Source organism: Luteibacter sp. HA06, assembly GCF_054061215.1.
Window position 1 is genome coordinate 301,927 of the sequence record NZ_JBSSDZ010000001.1, and the last position, 18,160, is coordinate 320,086.

The window sequence follows — 18,160 nt, forward strand, 5'->3', positions numbered from 1 at the left end:
CGGGCGCGTGGCCGGCGCCGACGTATCCGCGGGCACGGCGGCACGCCGTCACACGAGTAAAGGATTGGAAGGGAATATGGATCTGCTTCGTTTCATCGCCTCGTTGCCCGCGCGCCTGCTGCGTGGCCTGCTCTGGCTGCTCGGCACGGCACTCCGCCCTGTCTTCGGCAACATGTCCTGGTCCGCGCCCGCCTGGGTCCCGGCTACGGGGCGGACAGCCCGCCAGCATCCCCTGAAGTTCGCCGGGACGATCGCCGGGGTACTCGTGCTTGCCGCGGCCGGCTGGTTCGGCTGGCACTGGTGGGAAAACCGCCCGAAGCCCGTCGAACCCAACCGGATCACCTTCGAGGCGCCGGCGCCGGACATCAGCGACTACGACCACGTGCCGGTGACCGTGCATCCGCTGACCGTCACGTTCTCCGCCTCGGCGGCAAAACTGGAGGCGCTGGGTAAACCGGTCACTGATGGCATCGCCATGGACCCGAAACTCGCAGGCCAGTGGCGCTGGGAAAACGACCGCACGCTGACCTTCGTACCCGCTGCCGACTGGCCCGTGGGCCGCAAGATCGACGTCCGCTTCGACAAGGCGAAGGTGTTCGCACCGCATGTACTGCTGGCGGACGACCACTTCGAGGTCGCCACCGCACCGTTCACGGCGAAGGTGGTGAACGGTGAGTTCTACCAGGACCCGCAGGACCCGACGAAGAAGAAGACCATCGTCCAGCTGGGCTTCAATTACCCGGTCGACGCAGCCCAGCTGGAGAAGCGCCTCGCCCTCGACCTGCGCAATCGCGACCAGAAGCACGGCGCGGAGCTCAAGTTCAGCGTCACCTACGACGAACACCACCTCAATGCCTTCGTCCATTCCCAGCCGCTGCAGTTGCCGCGCGACGACGGCTCGGTCGGCCTCAAGCTCGACGACGGCGCACGTAGCAGCCGTGGTGGCGACGGTACCGAGAAGGCGCTCGAGACCGCCGTACGTGTGCCAGGCCTGTACAGCCTCACGCTGGACGAGGTCACGCCCACCCTGGTCGACAACGCGCGCTTCGAGCCCGAGCAGGTCGTGGTGATGACCTTCGGCGGTCCGGTCAGCGACGCCGAGTTGACCAGGCACCTGCACGCCTGGGTCGTCCCACCGGACGACAACGAGCACGCGTGGTCCGCCGGCGAGATTAGCGACAAGGACCTCCGCTCATTTACCCCGATCAAGCCTGAAGTCGTACCCACCGAGAACGACTGGTCAGCCGCGCAGAGCTTCCGCTACCACGCCCAGCCGGGGCAGCGCATCTACGTCCGCGTGGACAAGGGCATGACCTCGTTCGGCGGCTACGTGATGGCCAAGCCCCGCGCGGACGTGCTGACCGTGCCGGACTACCCGCGCCTTCTGCGCTTCATGGCGGACGGCTCCCTGCTCTCCCTTAGCGGCGACAAGCGGATCTCCGTCGTCTCCCGGAATATTCCCGGCATGCGCGTCGAGGTCGGTCGGGTCCTGCCCGATCAGCTGCAGCATCTGGTTTCGCTGAACTCGGGCAGCTATGCCAAGCCCGAGATGTACGGTTTCACGTCGGATCACATCGTCGATCGCTTCGTAAAGAACGTTTCCTTCCCGGACGAGGGTCCGGGCAAGGCGCACTACGAAGGCTTCGACCTGGGCCAGTACCTGGCATCCGGCAAGCGCGGCGTCTTCCTGCTCAAGCTCTCGGGCTATGACGAGAAAGCCGAGAAGGAGGCGCGGGAGCGCCGGGTGAAGGCAGCTCGCGAGGCGGCGGCCCGCGATGCGGGCGCGGACGCGGATGCCGCGGCAGCCGAAGCAGAGAAGGGCGATGACGAGAGCCACGCGCCGTACGACTGGCCGAAGGACGAGCGCCTCGTTGTCATCACCGATCTCGGCGTGATCGCCAAGAAGTCGATGGACGGCAGCCAGGACATTTTCGTGCAGTCCATCCGCACGGGTTCCCCGGTCCCGGGCGCCACCGTGACGGTCATCGCGAAAAACGGCAGTACGCTGTTCACCCAGAACACCAGTGCGGACGGTCTCGCGCATTTCGCCAACCTCAAGGGTTTCACGCAGGAGAAAGCGCCGGCGATGTACGTGGTGCGTCAGGGTGAAGATCTTTCCTTCCTGCCCGTGACCTCGTACGACCGCACGCTGGATTTCTCCCGCTTCGACATTGGCGGCGAGCCCAACGCGCACAGCCAGGGGCAGCTTTCCGGTTACCTGTTCTCCGACCGTGGCATCTACCGCCCGGGTGACCTCTTCCACATCGGCATGATCGTGCGCGCCAACAGCTGGACGCGTAGCGTCGCTGGCATGCCGCTGATCGCCGAGGTGGTCGATCCGCGTGGCACCACCGTGCGGCAGCAGACCGTATCCATGGACGCGGCAGGCTTCGCCGAACTCGAACACACCACCGCAGAAACCTCGCCGACGGGTAACTGGACGGTGAACCTTTACATCGCCAAGGACGGCAAGCCGTACTCGCAGATCGGCAGCACCACGGTGCAGGTGAAGGAGTTCCAGCCCGATCGCATGAAGGTGGCGGCGAAGCTCTCCACTGCCGTGACCGAAGGCTGGGTGAAACCGGCGCAGCTCAAGGCTCTGGTCGACGTGCAGAACCTCTTCGGAACACCCGCCGCGGACCGGCGTGTGGAGGGTTCTCTCACCCTGCGTCCCGCCTTCCCCTCGTTCCCGAGCTACAAGGATTACCACTTCTACGACGTGCGCCGGGCGAAGGAAGGTTTCGAGGAGAAGCTCGCCGACGCGAAGACCGACGATAAAGGCCACGCCGAGTTCGCGCTGGACCTGTCCAAGTACGCCGATGCCACCTACCAGCTCTATTTTCTTGCCAAGGCGTACGAGGCCGACGGTGGTCGCAGCGTCGCCGCCGCCACGCAAGGCATGGTCTCGTCGAACGACTGGCTGGTCGGTTACAAAGCCGTCGACAACCTGGACTACGTGAGCCGCGATGCGAAGCGTACGGTCAACCTCGTCGCCATCGATCCCGGTGCGAAGCGTATCGATCTCAACGGCCTGAAGCAGGCCATCGTCGAGACGCGCTTCGTGTCGGTACTGACCAAGCAGGACTCGGGTGTCTTCAAGTACGAGTCCAAGGCGCGCGAGACCACCGTCTCGGAGACTCCGCTGACCATTCCAGCAGCGGGCCTGGAGGTCGCACTTCCCACCGGCAAGCCCGGCAACTTCGCGCTGGTCGTGAAGAATGCCGAGGGTAAGGAAGTCAATCGCGTCGCCTGGTCGGTAGCCGGCGAAGGCAATGTGTCGCGTTCGCTCGAGCGCAATGCCGAGCTACAGCTCACGCTGTCGAAGAAGGACTACGCCCCGGGCGAGCCGGTGGATATCGCCATCCGTGCGCCCTACGCGGGTAGTGGCCTGATCACGATCGAGCGTGACAAGGTCTACGCGCACGCCTGGTTCCATGCCGATTCGACCAGCACGGTCCAGCACATCACGGTGCCGGCGGATTTCGAAGGCAACGGTTACATCAACGTGCAGTATGTGCGCGATCCCTCGTCGGACGAGATCTTCATGAGTCCGCTGTCGTTCGGTGTCGTGCCGTTCTCGGTGAACATGGATGCACGACGCAATGTGCTCGCCGTGGAGTCCCCGCAGCTGGTCAAGCCCGGCGACACGGTGACCTTCCACGTGACCTCCACGACCCCGACGCGCGCCGTGGTGTTCGCCGTGGACGAGGGCATCCTGCAGGTCGCGCACTACAAGCTGGGCGATCCGCTGCAGTACTTCTTCCGCAAACGCATGCTGGAAGTGTCCACCTCGCAAATTCTCGACCTGATCATTCCGGACTTCCAGAAGCTGATGACCATGGCGGCGCCGGGCGGTGATGCGGACGGTGCCATTGGGCGGCAGCTCAATCCGTTCCGCCGCAAGCGTGACAAGCCGGTGGCTTACTGGTCCGGCGTCGTCGATATCGACGGTTCGCGCGACCTCACCTACAAGGTTCCCGATTACTTCAACGGCAAGCTTCGCGTCATGGCGGTCAGTGTCTCGCCGGAGAAGATCGGCACCTTCGAAGGCGCCACCACGGTGCGCGGTGACTTCGTCCTGTCGCCCAACGTCCCGACCACGCTCGCCCCGGGCGACGAGGCGGAGATCAGCGTCGGTGTGGCAAACAACCTCACCGGCCTGGGGGGCAAGGAGGTGCCGGTCGCCGTGAACCTGAAGCTCGGCCCGCAGCTGCAGATCGTCGGTGATGCCGCGAAGACGCTCAGCCTCGGCGAGATGCGCGAAGGGGTGGCGATCTTCCGCGTCCGCGCCACGGACAAGCTTGGCTCGGGCAACATGACGTTCACGGCTGGTTTCAACGGGAAGTCCGCAAAACAAAGCGTCGACCTTTCCGTGCGACCGGCTTCGCCCCTGCGTACGGACCTGGCCTTCGGCCGTGTCGACGCGCACGGGCGGGGCGATGTGACGTCGCTGCGCGACATGCACGACGAATACGCCAAGCGTGACGCGTCGTTCTCCACCGTCCCGGTGGTGCTGGCGCGCGGACTCGCGGCGTACCTCGTCGACTTCCCGCACTACTGCACCGAACAGGTCATCAGCGCGGCGATGCCGGCGCTGATCCTGGGTAAGCGTCCGGAGTTCGGCGATATCAAGCCCGCGCGCATGATCGGGGACGACACGCCGCCGACTGATCCGGTGGCGGCATTGTTCGACGTGCTGCGTGCACGCCAGAACGGCCAGGGCGGCTTCGGCCTCTGGACGGCGACACCGGACACCCATGTGTTTGCGACCGATTACGCGGTGCATTACCTGATCGAGGCCGGCGACCATGGCGTGGCCGTGCCCGCTGACCTGCTGGCCTCGGCCAATAACGCGCTCCGCCAGATAGCGGCCGACGACAGCGGCGATTCACTGGTGGAGATGCGTCAGCGCGCTTATGCGATCTACCTGCTCACCCGGCAGGGGAATGTGACCACGAACGACCTCGCCTCGGTGCAGCGTCGCCTCGACGAAGTGTTCCCGAAGCAGTGGCACGACGATCTCGCAGCGGCGTGGCTGGCTGCTTCCTATCAGCTGCTGCATCAGGACAAGCTCGCTAACGACCTCATGTCGCGTCCGCGCAAGCTGCTTAGCCGCAAGTCGGCCGATGAGACCTACGACTACAGCGACTACTACGACACGCCGATCCGCGATGCTTCGGTTCTCTATCTATTGGCCAAACACTTCCCCGAGCAGGCGAAGGCGCTGCCTGCGGAGACCGTCGAGAACCTCGTGCGTCCCCTCGGCAAGGGTCACTACAACACGCTTTCCTCCGGCATGATCATCATGGCGCTGGACGCATGGGCCACCCAGGCGGGCGGGGACGTGAGCAAGCTCTCCATCGGTTCCGTGGCCGCGAATGGCACCGTCACCCCGATCGGTGCGGTGAAGGGTTCGTTGGTCGACGCCCATTGGGCTGCGGGCGCGCAGCGCCTGCGTCTGGTTAACGATGCCGACGCGACGGCGTGGTACGGCGTGGCGCAGACGGGCTTCGATCGCAAGCCTTCGACCGATACGCGCAAGGACGGGCTCGAGATCGTCCGCAGCTATACGGATACCAAGGGCAAGGCGATCGACAAGGTCGATACAGGCGACGAGATCGACGTGCATGTCCGGGTTCGCTCAACGACCGATCACAGCGTCTACGACGTTGCCATCGTCGACCTGCTTCCCGGTGGCTTCGAGCCGGTAATCGACACCGCGCCACCCGCCGACGCAGAGGCGACGCCGGCATCGGATGAGGCTACGGCGGATACGTCGGACGCTTCCAGTGCGTCCGACGGCGACGCAGCCGACGGCGAAGGCGAGGGCGACAACCAGGCGACGGATGGAACCGATGACACGACGCCGGCATGGCATTCGCCGATCGGCAACCCGGAGTCGACCTGGAAACCCGACTACGCGGACGTGCGCGAGGATCGCGTCGTGGTCTACGGCACGGCGAGCACCGATGTGCAGGAGTTCATCTACCGGATCAAAGCGACGAATGCCGGCAAGTTTGTCATTCCGCCGGCGCTGATCGAATCGCTCTACGACCGTGGCGTACAGGCACGCGCCCCCGGCGGCGGAGCGATGACGGTGGAACGCAAACCCTGAGAGCTATCTGCTCCATGTAGGAGCCGATTCATCGGCGATCCCGCGGAAGCGGGCCAGCATTCGGCGAGCACCCTCTCGCCGATAAATCGGCTCCCACACAGAGCTTGACTACGACGCCACAGGTTTATGACCCTCCACCGCCTCCGCCGGATCAAATGGCACAACGCCCTCGTGGCGTTGCTGCTGTTGGCAGCGCTTCCCCTGGGCGTACGCCTGTGGCCGCACGCTCCGCTACGCGCCTGGTTTCCTTCATCGACGGCGGTTTACGACGCCGACGGTCACTTGCTGCGTCTTACCCTTGCCAGCGACGATCGCTATCGCCTCTGGGTGCCCCTCGAGGACATCTCACCGGCCGTGGTCGATGGCGTGCTGTTGCACGAGGATCGCTGGTTCCGCTGGCATCCGGGCGTAAGCGCCTGGGGTCTGGTCCGCGGGGCCTGGGTGACCTACGTCCGGCACGGAAGTCCGCAGGGGGGTTCCACCATCACCATGCAGTTGGCTCGGCTGATCTGGCATCTCGACACGCGCAGCCCCGGCGGCAAGCTCGTGCAGGCCATGCGCGCCGTGCAGCTGGAAGCGGAGTATTCCAAGCACGACATCCTTGAGACCTACCTCAATGCCGCACCTTATGGTCGCAACGTCGAAGGTGTCGGCGCGGCCAGCCTTGCATACTTCGGCAAGCCACCAGCGCGGCTCAGCCTGCCCGAGGCGTTGACGCTCGCTGTCATTCCGCAGGATCCCTCGCGGGGATTGCCCGGGAACGTCAATGGCAGTGCAGTCATCGACAAGGCGTTAAAGACATCGCGAGACCGCCTCTTCGCGCGATGGGTCGCGAGACATCCCGCTGACACCAGTGCTGCGCCGTTGTTCGAACTGCCACTGCGACTCCGGCCGCTGTCACGCCTGCCATTCGAGGCGCCGCACTTCGTCGAGCAGGTGCTCGCCGAGCGCAGGATAGACGGCGATGACGACATGCGTGTCACGACCACGCTCGACCTTGGCTTGCAACATAGCCTCGAGAGCCAGGTACGTCAGTACGTGGAACGTAGCGGCGACCGCGGCATCCGTAACGCTTCGGCGATCCTGATCGACACACGCGACATGGGAATCAAGGCGATGGTCGGCTCCGCCGACTATTTCGACTCGTCCATCTTCGGCCAGGTCAACGGTACGCAGGCCAAGCGCTCGCCTGGCTCGACACTCAAGCCCTTCATCTATGCGCTTGGTTTCGACCAGGGCCTGCTCCATCCTGAAACGGTGTTACGCGACGTACCGTCGGCGTTCGGGCCGTATACGCCGGAGAACTTCGACGGTCATTTCCTCGGTCCTGTCACGGCAACGCAGGCCCTGGTGCGTAGCCGTAACATCCCTGCCGTGCAGATCGCGGCGAAGCTCGCCAACCCGAATCTCTACCAGTTCCTGCATGACGCCGGCATCTCGCGCATGGCGAGCGAGAAACACTACGGGCTGGCGCTCGTACTCGGTGGCGGTGAAGTCACCATGCAGGAACTGGGTGGCCTGTACGCCATGCTCGCCAATCGCGGTGAGCTACGTCCGCTACGCACACTAGCTACCCAGCCGCGTACGAAGGGCACGCGCATGCTCAGCGAGGAGGCCAGTTTCATGGTGATGGATATGCTTCGGCAGAATCCGCGGCCGGACGACGCAGTGGCCGCGCAACCATCGCGCCTGCCGCTCTACTGGAAGACCGGTACATCGTGGAGCTTTCGCGATGCCTGGACGGCCGGCAGCTTCGGGCCGTATGTGCTCGTCGTATGGATCGGCAACTTCGACGGTAGCGGCAATCCCGCCTTCGTCGGCGTGGATGCTGCTGCACCGTTGTTTTTCCGTATCGCCGATGCCCTACGCGCCGAACGTCCCGGGATGGCGGAGCCCATACGACGCAATCCACCGAATCTTCGCCGCGTGCCGATCTGCCTGGCCAGCGGCGATCTCCCGAATGCGTGGTGTCCGCAGGTCGGGAGCACGTGGTTCATTCCCGGCAAATCCCCTATTCGTGTCAGCAATATCCACCGGCCCGTGGTGGTGGATAAGGCGACGGGAAAGCCGGCCTGCCCCCCCTACGATCCCGAGCAGACGCGAACCGAGGTATACGAGTACTGGCCATCCGACCTCGCACGCGTGTTTGCGCAAGCGGGTATGGCACGGCGGACACCACCGCCGCTGCCGGACTGCCAGGGTGGCGGACAACTGGCGGGCGACCCACCGAAAATCACCTCGCCCCTGCGCGGCAGCAGTTACCAGATCCGCGTCTCGCGCCTGGGCAGCGAACGCATCAGCTTCGCCGCGACGACAGATGCGGGCTCGCGCACGCTGTACTGGTTCGTCGACGATGCCTACCTCGGCAGTGTGCCGAGCGGTCAACCGTTGATCTGGGCACCCGACCGCACGGGACGCTTCCTCATTCGCGTGGTCGACGACCACGGCCGTACCGACTCGCGCGATCTGAACATCGGCGCCGTCGAATAAACCACATTCAGCAAACCCACCAAATGTGGGAGCCGCTTCAGCGGCGAAACCCGGTTACCGTTACGCGTATTCGGCATTCACCATCAAGCCGCACCTGCCCGACGTCGATAAGCATGCTCGTACCACCTCCACCGGGCAGGCAAACCTCATGGCCATCGACATCCTCGCACGCGTCCGCTCGATCCTCGGCAGTTCGCGAACCGACATGCGCGGCAAGATCGCAGCGATCGACCGCACGCAGGCGGTGATCGAATTCGCACTCGACGGCACTATCCTCGATGCCAATGCCAACTTCCTCGGCGCACTCGGCTATGCGCGCAAGGATATCGTCGGTCGTCATCACCGCATTTTTGTCGATCCCGCCGAAGCGGAAAGCGATGCGTACGCGGCATTCTGGGCACGCCTGGGCACCGGCGAGCCCGACGTAGGCCTGTATCGCCGGCTCGGTGCGGAAGGTCGCGAAGTATGGATCCAGGCTAGCTACAACCCAGTGCTCGATCGTCGAGGCCGCCCTTTCAAGGTGGTCAAGTTCGCCACGGACGTGACCGAGCAGCGCCTCCGCGCCGCCGACATGGAAGGCCGTCTCGCCGCCATCGACAAAGCGCAGGCCGTGATCAGCTTCCGCCTCGATGGCATCATCCTCGATGCGAATGACAACTTCCTCGCGACCATGGGCTACGCGCGCGACGAAGTGATCGGCCAGCATCACCGCATGTTCGTCGACCGCGTGGATCGCGAAAGCCAGGAGTACCGGGCGTTCTGGGAAAAGCTCGGGCGCGGCGAGCACGACTCGTCACTGTATCGCCGCGTCGACCGGCACGGTCGCGAGGTGTGGATCCAGGGCAGCTATAACCCGATCCTCGACATGGCAGGGCGCCCCTTCAAGGTAGTGAAGTACGCCACGGACGTGACGGCGCAGACACGCGCCACCCGCACGCTCCACGCGTCGCTCACTGAACTGGCCAACACCGTACCGGCGATCGCGGAACAGGCTCGCGTCACGAATGCACTTGCCAACGATGCCAGCCGCTCCGCTGTCGATGGCGGCGCCATGGTCGAGGCGGTGATCGCCACCATGGCGGCGATCCAGGGCGGCGCGCAGGACATCGCGGAAATCGTCGGCCTGATCGACTCGATTGCCTTCCAGACGAATATCCTCGCGCTGAATGCCGCGATCGAGGCGGCCCGCTCCGGGATGCATGGCAAGGGCTTCGCCGTGGTCGCGCAGGAAGTCCGCATGCTCTCCCAGCGTAGCGCCGAGTCCGCCCGCGATATCCGCACGCTGATCGATAGCACTCTCGACCGTGTCCGCGAAGGGAGCGAGCGTAGCGGAGAGGCGGGCGCAGCGATGCGCGATATCCTGAGCTCGGTCACGACCCTGCTGGACCGGGTATCGGACGTGGCACGGGCCACTAACACACAGGCCGGTGGCATCGACAACGTACGGCGCGCGGTAGCCGAACTGGCGTAACGTAGGGGCTCCGACGACGAGGAGCCCCGCCATGAACAGCACCATCATTCCTTGCCTGCGCTACCGCGATGCGCTGGTGGCAATCGATTTTCTCTGCCTTGCCTTCGGCTTCGAGAAACATGCCGTGTACGTCAACGCGGAACATCAGCATATCGTCGACCATGCCCAACTGACACTGGGCGGCGGCATGATCATGCTCGGATCGGTGCGCGAGGACACGCCCTTCAGCCAGCACATGGCGCAGCCGGACGAGGTCGGTGGCCGGGAGACCCAATGTCCGTGCGTGACGGTGAGCGATATTCGCGCGCATTACGAGACGGCAAAAGCCTGCGGCGCGGCGATCGTCGACGACTACGAGGAAAAAGACTACGGCGGCGCGGGTTACTCCGCTCGCGATCCCGAAGGTCACCTCTGGTACTTCGGCAGCTACGACCCCTGGGCACCGCCGCCGGGCTAACTCCAGCGGCGACCGTGTTCCATCATGTACAGGCGGATCTCGTCTTCGGCGATGTTGGCAAGTGCGCGCAGGCCTTTCTTCTGCGTGGCGTCGAGCCGGCGCGGTGCGCTGTCGACGACGCAAAGGGTGCCTAGAAGGTGACCCTCCGGACCGCGCAGAGGACAACCCGCATAGAACCGTATGCGGGGATCGCCGATGACCAGTGGATTGGCGCTGAAGCGTGCGTCGTCCCGCGCATCCTCCACGACGAGGATGTCGTCACCGAGAATGGCGTGGTTGCAGAAAGCCCATTCGCGCGGGGTTTCCGTCAGATCCGTTCCCATGGCCGACTTGAACCACTGGCGCTTCGCCGTCAGCAGGGAGATCACCGCCACCGAGGTGCCGGCGACCAGCCCGGCGAGCCAGGTGAGTCGGTCAAACGCGGGGTCTGGCGTGGTGTCGAGCAGGCCGGTGCGGCCGACCATCCGCAACCGCGTAGCCTCATCGCGCGGCGCTGGGTAGGCCGGCGAACGCTCGGCACGCAACTCGTGAGGCATGGACGGCAACGCGTCGGACGACATCGCAGTGCGCTCCTCAAGCAAGGCGATAACCGCGCTCTGGCGCATGCGGCGGTGCCCGCCGGGCGTTTTCCAGGATTCGAGCGCACCGCTCTCGATCCACTTCTGGGCGGTACTTACAGAGATGCCGAGCAGGCGCGCAGCATCGCGCGTCGTGAGCGTGGGATCGGCATTCAGGAAACTAGCAGGTTGTATGACCAAGGCGGCAATGTACGTAAGGGTTAACATATCGACGCTAACACAGGCCAATGCTTATCACGCTTGGCAACGCTTGCGTCTTTCGGTGGCGAATGTCGGAAAACACACGTCGTGACGCGGATATGACGCCGTCCGTTGGTGGATCTCGGAAGGCGTTGTTCCCATCATGGCGGCTCCAAGAAGCCGGGATCGGGGCAGGTGGTGACTTTGCCGAATTGGCGCACTATTTCGCGGACTCACTCCCTCGCGACACATTGCATACGAGTCGGATACATGTCGAGGCATCCAATGCCGGGCGTCTACATTCCCGTTAAGGAACGTTCCCCATGGATGCCGCAGTCAAGCAACAAGTACAAAACGCCCACCCGAAGGCGGCCATCGTCACCACCTGCATCCTCGCCGCGCTCGCCGGCCTGATGTTCGGTCTGGATATCGGTGTCATCTCTGGGGCGACCCAGTTCATCCAGTCCGACTTCAAGGTGTCGGACAGCATGATCGAGTGGATCGTCAGCTCCATGATGCTCGGTGCCTGCGTTGGCGCTCTCGCGGCCGGTTGGATGTCCGCGGCCCTCGGACGCAAGCGTTCGCTTATTTTTGCTGGCGTCGTCTTCATCGGCGGCTCGCTGTTCTGCGCCGTGGCCGGGTCGCCAGCGATGCTCATCGTGGCGCGCTGCGTGCTGGGTGTCGCCATCGGCGTGGCGACCTTCACCGCGCCCTTGTACCTTGCCGAGGTAGCGCCGGAGAAGATTCGCGGCGCGATGATCTCTACCTATCAGCTCATGATTACTACCGGCATCCTGCTTGCCTTCCTGTCGGACACGGCCTTCAGCGCCAGCGGTAACTGGCGCTGGATGCTCGGTATTATCGCGGCCCCCGGCGTGCTTTTCCTGATCGGTCTTTTCTTCCTGCCTGACAGTCCGCGCTGGCTCCTCATGCGCGGGCGTCGTGAAGACGCTCAGATCGTCCTCGCGAAGCTGCGTGGCGACGAGGGCGTGGTGAAGCAGGAGATCGCAGCCATCGACGAACAACTCAAGACCAAGCAGCACGGCTGGGGCATGTTCAGGGAGAACCGCAACTTCCGCCGCTCGGTCGGTCTTGGCGTGCTGTTGCAGGCCATGCAGCAGTTCACCGGCATGAATGTGGTGATGTACTACGCCCCACGCATTTTCAAGGACATGGGGTACGACACGCATGCGCAGATGTGGTTCACCGCCGCCGTCGGGCTGACCAACGTACTGGCCACGCTGATCGCCTTCGGCCTCGTCGATCGGCTGGGGCGCAAGCCGATCCTTTATGTCGGCTTCACCATCATGGCGATCGGCCTCGGTGTGGTCGGCACGATGATGAGCCTGGGCATTCACTCACGTGGCGAGCAGTTCTTCACCGTTGGCATGCTGCTGCTCTTCATCGTGGGGTTCGCGATGTCCGCCGGCCCGTTGATCTGGACGTTGTGCTCCGAGGTCCAGCCGTTGAAGGGTCGCGATTTCGGTATCGCTGCGTCGACGTTCACCAACTGGGCCACGAACTGGGTGGTCGGCGTCACCTTCCTCAGCCTGCTCAGTGGTATCGGCAACGCTCAGACCTTCTGGCTTTACGGGGGACTCAACGCCGTATTCATCGTCATCACCTTCCTGCTCGTGCCGGAGACGAAGGGCGTGACGCTGGAGCAGATCGAGAGCAACCTGATGAGTGGCAAGCCGCTTCGCCAGATAGGTCGCTAAGCCGGTTCTACCTGGGGATGCCGAGGCGGGCTGCGGAACGTCGCAGGTTCGCCCGGTCCATCCCCAGGTCTCTCGCTGCGGCCGCCCAGTTCATGTTGTTTCGCTGCAGGCTCTGCTCGATGAGGGCGCGTTCGTAGCGGTCCAGGCCGGCGCGGAGGGAGAGGCCCCCAGCGGATGGCTCGACATGCATCGGCGCGGCGACCGGCGTCGCGCCGCCCTGCGTCGACGGCAGGTCGAGGTCGGCAGCCGACAAGGTTAGCGCGCGCGTCCTGGCTCCTTGCCGCGCCAGCGCTTTCAGCGCGCTACGGCCGATGGTGTGCTCGAGCTCCCGCACATTCCCGGGCCATGTCCATGCGAGCAGCGCCGCTTGCGCGTCGCTGGTCAGGCGCAGGCCCGTCAGGCCGAGACGTCCCCGATTCTCCTCCAGGAAGGTGCCGGCCAACAGCAACACATCGTTGCCGCGCTCACGCAGCGCGGGCACACGTAGCGGATAAACGCTGATGCGATGATAAAAGTCGGCGCGGCAACGACCGGCCCGCACTTCGTCGGCGAGATCGCGGTTACTTGCTGCGATGATCCTTACGTCCACCCGGTGCTCCCGATCCGAACCTACGCGTTGCAGATGGCCGCTCTGCATGACGCGAAGCAGGGTGGCCTGTGCCGCGAGGGAGAGATCCGCTACCTCGTCGAGGAACAGCGTGCCGTGGTCGGCCAGTTCGAACTTGCCGCGCCGATCTGTCGTGGCGCCGGAGAAAGCGCCGCGTACATGGCCGAACAGCTCGCTCTCGACCAGATGCTCCGGCAGGGCCGCGCAATTCACCGCGATCAGTGGCCGGTCCGCGCGTGGTGACCCGGCGTGAATGGCCTGGGCCACCAGCTCCTTGCCCACACCCGTCTCGCCGCGGATCAGGACAGTGAGGTCGCTACCGGCGACGGTGGCGATGTCGTCCGCCAGGCGCCGGAAGGCGACACTCCGGCCCGCGAGCATCCGGCCAGGCCGTTGCCCGGCGGCCAGGCGGAAACCCTCGGCGCGCGCACGTTCCTGTTCGGCCGAGCGTTCGAGTCCACCCATACGCTCGGCCACGGATACCGTGGCCGCAGCGAGGCTGGCGAATGCGCGCACGGTTGCGAGATCGGAGGGCTCGAAGCGGCCGGCCTCCAATGCATCCAGGGTCACAAGGCCCCAGGGCTTTCCATCGATCAGCAGGGGACAACCCATGCAGTCGTGAACGTCCAGCGGCAGGTGCGCCTCGACCAGGCCGTCGTACGGATCTGGCAGGTCGCTGTCAGCGGGGAAAAGCGTGGGCCCGTCGCGCGCCAGTAAGGCTGCGAAGCGGGGATGGTCCGACACGCGAAAGCGGCGGCCGAGTGTGTCCTCGGTAAGCCCGTCGACGGCGAGCGGTACCAGCTCGCCGCCTTCGAGGCGGAGCAGGGCGCTGGCGTCACATGGCACCAGGGAGCGCAACGCGTCGAGAAGGCGCCGATAGCGCTCGGCCTCGGGTATCTCCCTGGAGAGGTCGTCGACCAACGGCAGCAGGGCATCGAGGGTGGGCAGCGCGAGAGTCATTATGACCTTATGGGAGTCGTATCGACCCAGTAACGGCAAGGGTCTTTTTGACCCCTGGTCATTCTAACCCCATGAAGTGAAAGGTGTGCAGATCCTGGCACGAGATGTGGATAGCCAATGGCATCCCAAGACCAGAGAGACAGCCAACATGATCTCCGCCGAACACCGCGCCATCGTCCGTTCCACCGTCCCCCTTCTCGAACAAGGCGGCGAAGCGCTCACCACGCACTTCTACCGCATCCTCCTCGACGAGCACCCTGAAGTGCGTCCGTACTTCAACCACGCCAACCAGGCGACAGGCGAACAGCCGCGCGCACTGGCAAATGGCGTGCTGATGTACGCAAAGCATATCGACCGGCTCGAGGCTCTTGGAGACCTCGTCGGCACGATCATCAACAAGCATGTCTCATTGCGGATTCGCCGGGACCACTACCCCGTCGTCGGGGCGTCGCTCCTTCGCGCGATCCGCGAGGTCCTCGGTGCCGACATCGCGACAGATGCGGTACTCGAGGCCTGGGGCGCGGCCTACCAGCAACTGGCCGACATCCTCGGCAGCGCCGAAGAAGAAATCTACGACCGTGTGGCGTCGACACCCGGCGGCTGGCGCGATGGCCGTGCCTTCGTCGTAGCGCACAAGGTGCAGGAGAGCGATGAAATCACCTCGTTCCACTTCGTGTCGGTCGACGGAAGCGCTGTCATCGCCCATGAGCCGGGGCAGTACATCGGCTTACGCGTGCAGGTGGGCGACCACGATATGCGCCGAAACTACTCGCTATCGGCGGCGTCAAACGAAAAGGGCTATCGGATCAGCGTCAAGCGCGTGCCTGGCGGCGCGGTGTCGAACCACCTGCACGACGACGTACACGTGGGCGACACGGTTGAACTCTTCCCGCCATCAGGGCATTTCGTGTTGGAGCACAACGATCGCGCATTGGTGCTCATCAGCGGCGGCGTAGGTATCACGCCGACGCTGGCCATGCTCCAGGCTGCCCTGGCCACCGATCGCCCGATCCACTTCATCCACTCCGCCCGCCACGGCGGCGTGCACGCATTCCGCGACGCCATCGACGGGCTGGCGGCGAAACATCCGCGACTGCGTCGCTACTACTGCTATGAGGCCCCGCGCGAGGGTGATGCCGAGCCGGATGCCACGGGCTTCCTCGACAAAGACCTGCTCGCGGCATGGCTGCCCGCCACCGATGCGATGGACGCCTACTACCTGGGTCCAAAGCCCTTCATGAAGGCGGTGCGGCGCGCGCTGCGTGATCTTGGTGTGCCCGACACGCGGGCGAAGTACGAATTCTTCGGACCGGCATCGTCGCTGGATTGATGCGGGGGGTGTTCTATCACCGAATGCATCGCCGCGTCTTGAGATACATGACCGAACCGCTGCGGCGATGTCCGTTCTCGTGCGTAAGAAAAACCCACTTTTGAGTAATCTTCCATATGGATCGCGAGGCGATTCCTACAGACTTCTACTGGCGCTCGCGTTGGTCGAGCACGGCTGCGTGATGCGCGGGGATGACCCCGTGTCTCCCCAGGCCCGGCGGCCGCTTCTGGCCGTTGATCAACACAAAAATCAGTAAAAGGTTAATTGGATGAACCTCAAGGCAACACTTTCCGCCCTGCTTATCGCAGGCATGGCGGCCCCGTCGGCATTCGCTGCCGACGAAGGCGGCACGATTACGTTCGAGGGTTCGATCAGCAACGTCACCTGCACCGTCCACGGCGGCGACGCCGGTAACGGTCCGGACTTCACGGTCAACATGAAGGGCGTCAGCGCGGGTGCCTTCGCGAATGTCGGCGACATCGCGGGGAAGACCCCGTTCCGGATCTACGTGGGCGCCGCCGGCGAAACCGCATGCACCGACGGTACCAAGGTGTGGGCGGCTTTTGAGAACGGTTCGACGGTGGATCCGAACACCGGTGCGCTCGCCGTGACCGGCGGCGCGTCGGGTGTGCAGATCCGCCTGTTCGACAAGGCGGACACCCCCATCGACATCCTGGCCAACGACCAGGGTGCCGTGCAGGAAACCGTCACCAACAACCAGGCCGCGCTTGTTTACGCGTCCGGCTTTCAGCGGACGAGCGCCGTGGTCGCGGGTGGCGCGAACAGCTCGGTGGTCTACGGCGTCCGCTTCGAACCGGCTGGCCCTTAAGTCCCCGCGCTTTAGTTAGCGAAGAAGGCGATCGCCGGCATCTGCCGGCGATCGTTCGGTTCACAGGAAGGAACGCTATGAACATGCATGGAAGGAACCGGATGCCCCGACGCTGGCCACCAGTATTGGTTGCCATGGCGACCCTGCTTGGCGCCAGCGCCGTCCCGGCGGGCGTAGTCATGAATGCGACCCGATACATCTACCCCTACATGCTCGCCGCCTGGCGAATACGCGGGCACCTGCGTAACGACCGCGGTGACGTGTGGACGCGGGCGTCGAACTACCACTCGCGCACGCCACGGTTCAACGCGCGCTACCGAACCGATCTGATCCGGGCGCGCCGGGCGATGGGCCACGTGGCTGGACAACCATTTTCCTACCCACGACGCCGTCGTGGATGTCATTCCTTAAGGAACGAGGCGAGAAGTATGATCGAGATGACCCGGACAGTACGCCGGCACCTCCCGCGCGCAGCAATACTGGCTACGCTGTGGCACCCCGCCGCGGCGTTTGCTGCCAACGGCGGGTGCTATCACTCTGCCGACGGCTACTACCAGATCGGCCAGACCGCGCAGATCGTCGTGTCCAACGACATGGCTCCGGGTACGGTGGTGCGCGACGAGAAGGCTCACGGCGATGGCAACGTTCTGGCGACATGCATCGAAGGCGTCGCCACGTTCGAGGGCGATTACAGCGCAGTGACGATCGATAGCCTGGTGCCGCTGACCGTCGGTGGAAGGCCTTCCGGGTTTGGGGTGGAGCTCTACATCGACGAGTTGCTGGACGGCACGACGTTTCCTTTTCCACACAGGTACCAGCGGAACTTCAAACTCGGCGATCCCGTTCGCAGCAACCACGCGAACATCGGTTATCGCATCAAACGCATGACAGGTCCGGTGGAGTTCGGGGCCTTCGACAGGGTGACGATCGGCCAGCAGTGGACCGTGCAGCCTAACGGCGCGAGGACCAAACCTTTCCGGCACATGGCCATCTACGATCTGACCCTGGTCCGGCCGGCTTGCAGCATTGTCGTGGACGATCTCAACCAGACGGTGAAGCTGGGGCCGTACAACGCGAGTAATTTCGCAACGCCGGATCGCGCAACGCCCTGGGTGGCGTTCAACCTGCGGGTGGAGCAATGTCAGGAGCCCGTCGGCCTCGTGGCGCAGTTCACGTTCGGTACGAAGGCCGATGGCGTCGCCGGCCAGCCAGACCTGTTCACCCTGGACGGGCCGACCAACGTCGGTCTGGAACTGGGCGACGAGTACAAGCGGAATGTCTCACCCGGTGTGCCGTCCCGGCTCAACGCGCTGGGCTCCGGCAAGGCTTACACCTTTCACGCTCGCCTCAGGGAAACCCAGGCGACAGTGCGCGGCGGCATGTTCAGTCGTGCCGTCAACGTGCTCGTGGAGTTTCGATGAGCGA

General features: G+C 64.4%; 9 protein-coding genes and 3 pseudogenes. 10 read left to right on the forward strand and 2 right to left on the reverse strand.

Annotated features, from left to right (window positions below; translation table 11 throughout):
- The first annotated feature begins 76 nt into the window (after positions 1-76).
- The 5 genes and pseudogenes from ACVWWJ_RS01290 to ACVWWJ_RS01310 all read left to right on the forward strand — a co-directional run bounded on the left by ACVWWJ_RS01290 (position 77) and on the right by ACVWWJ_RS01310 (position 10,533).
- Positions 77-6,115, forward strand: a complete 6,039-nt coding sequence (locus ACVWWJ_RS01290; RefSeq protein ID WP_456966490.1) for an alpha-2-macroglobulin — start codon at positions 77-79, stop codon at positions 6,113-6,115.
- 126 nt (positions 6,116-6,241) lie between these two features.
- Positions 6,242-8,605: a penicillin-binding protein 1C gene (pbpC, locus tag ACVWWJ_RS01295; RefSeq protein WP_456966491.1), complete on the forward strand. Its 2,364-nt coding sequence runs from the start codon at positions 6,242-6,244 to the stop codon at positions 8,603-8,605.
- Positions 8,606-8,810: 205 nt separating this feature from the next.
- Positions 8,811-9,545, forward strand: a pseudogene (locus tag ACVWWJ_RS01300) (PAS domain-containing protein); the annotation flags it as partial.
- A gap of 129 nt (positions 9,546-9,674) precedes the next feature.
- Positions 9,675-10,076 (forward strand): annotated as a pseudogene (locus ACVWWJ_RS01305) (methyl-accepting chemotaxis protein); the annotation flags it as partial.
- A gap of 31 nt (positions 10,077-10,107) precedes the next feature.
- On the forward strand, positions 10,108-10,533 hold the full coding sequence (locus ACVWWJ_RS01310) for a VOC family protein (protein ID WP_456966492.1): 426 nt from the start codon (positions 10,108-10,110) through the stop codon (positions 10,531-10,533).
- Here the strand turns inward: ACVWWJ_RS01310 and ACVWWJ_RS01315 are convergent.
- Positions 10,530-11,318: a GAF domain-containing protein gene (locus tag ACVWWJ_RS01315; RefSeq protein WP_456966493.1), complete on the reverse strand. Its 789-nt coding sequence runs from the start codon at positions 11,316-11,318 to the stop codon at positions 10,530-10,532. The genes ACVWWJ_RS01310 and ACVWWJ_RS01315 overlap by 4 nt on opposite strands.
- 296 nt (positions 11,319-11,614) lie before the next feature.
- Between ACVWWJ_RS01315 and ACVWWJ_RS01320 the strand changes: the two genes are divergently transcribed.
- The gene (locus ACVWWJ_RS01320; RefSeq protein WP_159891380.1) at positions 11,615-13,009 is read left to right on the forward strand and encodes a sugar porter family MFS transporter; all 1,395 of its coding nucleotides are present in this window, start codon (positions 11,615-11,617) and stop codon (positions 13,007-13,009) included.
- Positions 13,010-13,016: 7 nt separating this feature from the next.
- Here the strand turns inward: ACVWWJ_RS01320 and norR are convergent, their stop codons facing one another.
- Positions 13,017-14,576, reverse strand: coding sequence for a nitric oxide reductase transcriptional regulator NorR (norR, locus tag ACVWWJ_RS01325; protein WP_159891382.1), 1,560 nt, complete (start codon positions 14,574-14,576; stop codon positions 13,017-13,019).
- Positions 14,577-14,724: 148 nt separating this feature from the next.
- Here norR and hmpA point away from each other — a divergent pair, with 148 nt between their 5' ends.
- The 4 genes and pseudogenes from hmpA (at position 14,725) to ACVWWJ_RS01345 (ending at position 18,156) form a co-directional block, all read left to right on the forward strand.
- Entirely contained in the window at positions 14,725-15,906 is a 1,182-nt protein-coding gene (hmpA, locus tag ACVWWJ_RS01330; RefSeq protein ID WP_456966494.1) for an NO-inducible flavohemoprotein, read from the forward strand.
- Between the two features lie 268 nt (positions 15,907-16,174).
- Positions 16,175-16,735, forward strand: coding sequence for a fimbrial protein (locus ACVWWJ_RS01335; protein WP_159891386.1), 561 nt, complete (start codon positions 16,175-16,177; stop codon positions 16,733-16,735).
- Between the two features lie 200 nt (positions 16,736-16,935).
- A pseudogene (locus ACVWWJ_RS01340) lies at positions 16,936-17,128 on the forward strand (conjugal transfer protein TrbN); the annotation flags it as partial.
- 590 nt (positions 17,129-17,718) lie between these two features.
- Positions 17,719-18,156: a fimbrial protein gene (locus tag ACVWWJ_RS01345; RefSeq protein WP_456969642.1), complete on the forward strand. Its 438-nt coding sequence runs from the start codon at positions 17,719-17,721 to the stop codon at positions 18,154-18,156.
- Positions 18,157-18,160 lie beyond the last annotated feature (4 nt).

What these genes read in the sequence shown, in the direction of transcription:
- norR (WP_159891382.1), bottom strand. Translation starts at nt 14,576, where the DNA reads ATGACTCTCGCGCTGCCCACCCTCGATGCCCTGCTGCCGTTGGTCGAC.
- ACVWWJ_RS01320 (WP_159891380.1), top strand. Translation starts at nt 11,615, where the DNA reads ATGGATGCCGCAGTCAAGCAACAAGTACAAAACGCCCACCCGAAGGCG.
- ACVWWJ_RS01310 (WP_456966492.1), top strand. Translation starts at nt 10,108, where the DNA reads ATGAACAGCACCATCATTCCTTGCCTGCGCTACCGCGATGCGCTGGTG.
- ACVWWJ_RS01315 (WP_456966493.1), bottom strand. Translation starts at nt 11,318, where the DNA reads ATGTTAACCCTTACGTACATTGCCGCCTTGGTCATACAACCTGCTAGT.
- ACVWWJ_RS01345 (WP_456969642.1), top strand. Translation starts at nt 17,719, where the DNA reads ATGGCCATCTACGATCTGACCCTGGTCCGGCCGGCTTGCAGCATTGTC.
- ACVWWJ_RS01290 (WP_456966490.1), top strand. Translation starts at nt 77, where the DNA reads ATGGATCTGCTTCGTTTCATCGCCTCGTTGCCCGCGCGCCTGCTGCGT.
- ACVWWJ_RS01335 (WP_159891386.1), top strand. Translation starts at nt 16,175, where the DNA reads ATGAACCTCAAGGCAACACTTTCCGCCCTGCTTATCGCAGGCATGGCG.
- hmpA (WP_456966494.1), top strand. Translation starts at nt 14,725, where the DNA reads ATGATCTCCGCCGAACACCGCGCCATCGTCCGTTCCACCGTCCCCCTT.
- pbpC (WP_456966491.1), top strand. Translation starts at nt 6,242, where the DNA reads ATGACCCTCCACCGCCTCCGCCGGATCAAATGGCACAACGCCCTCGTG.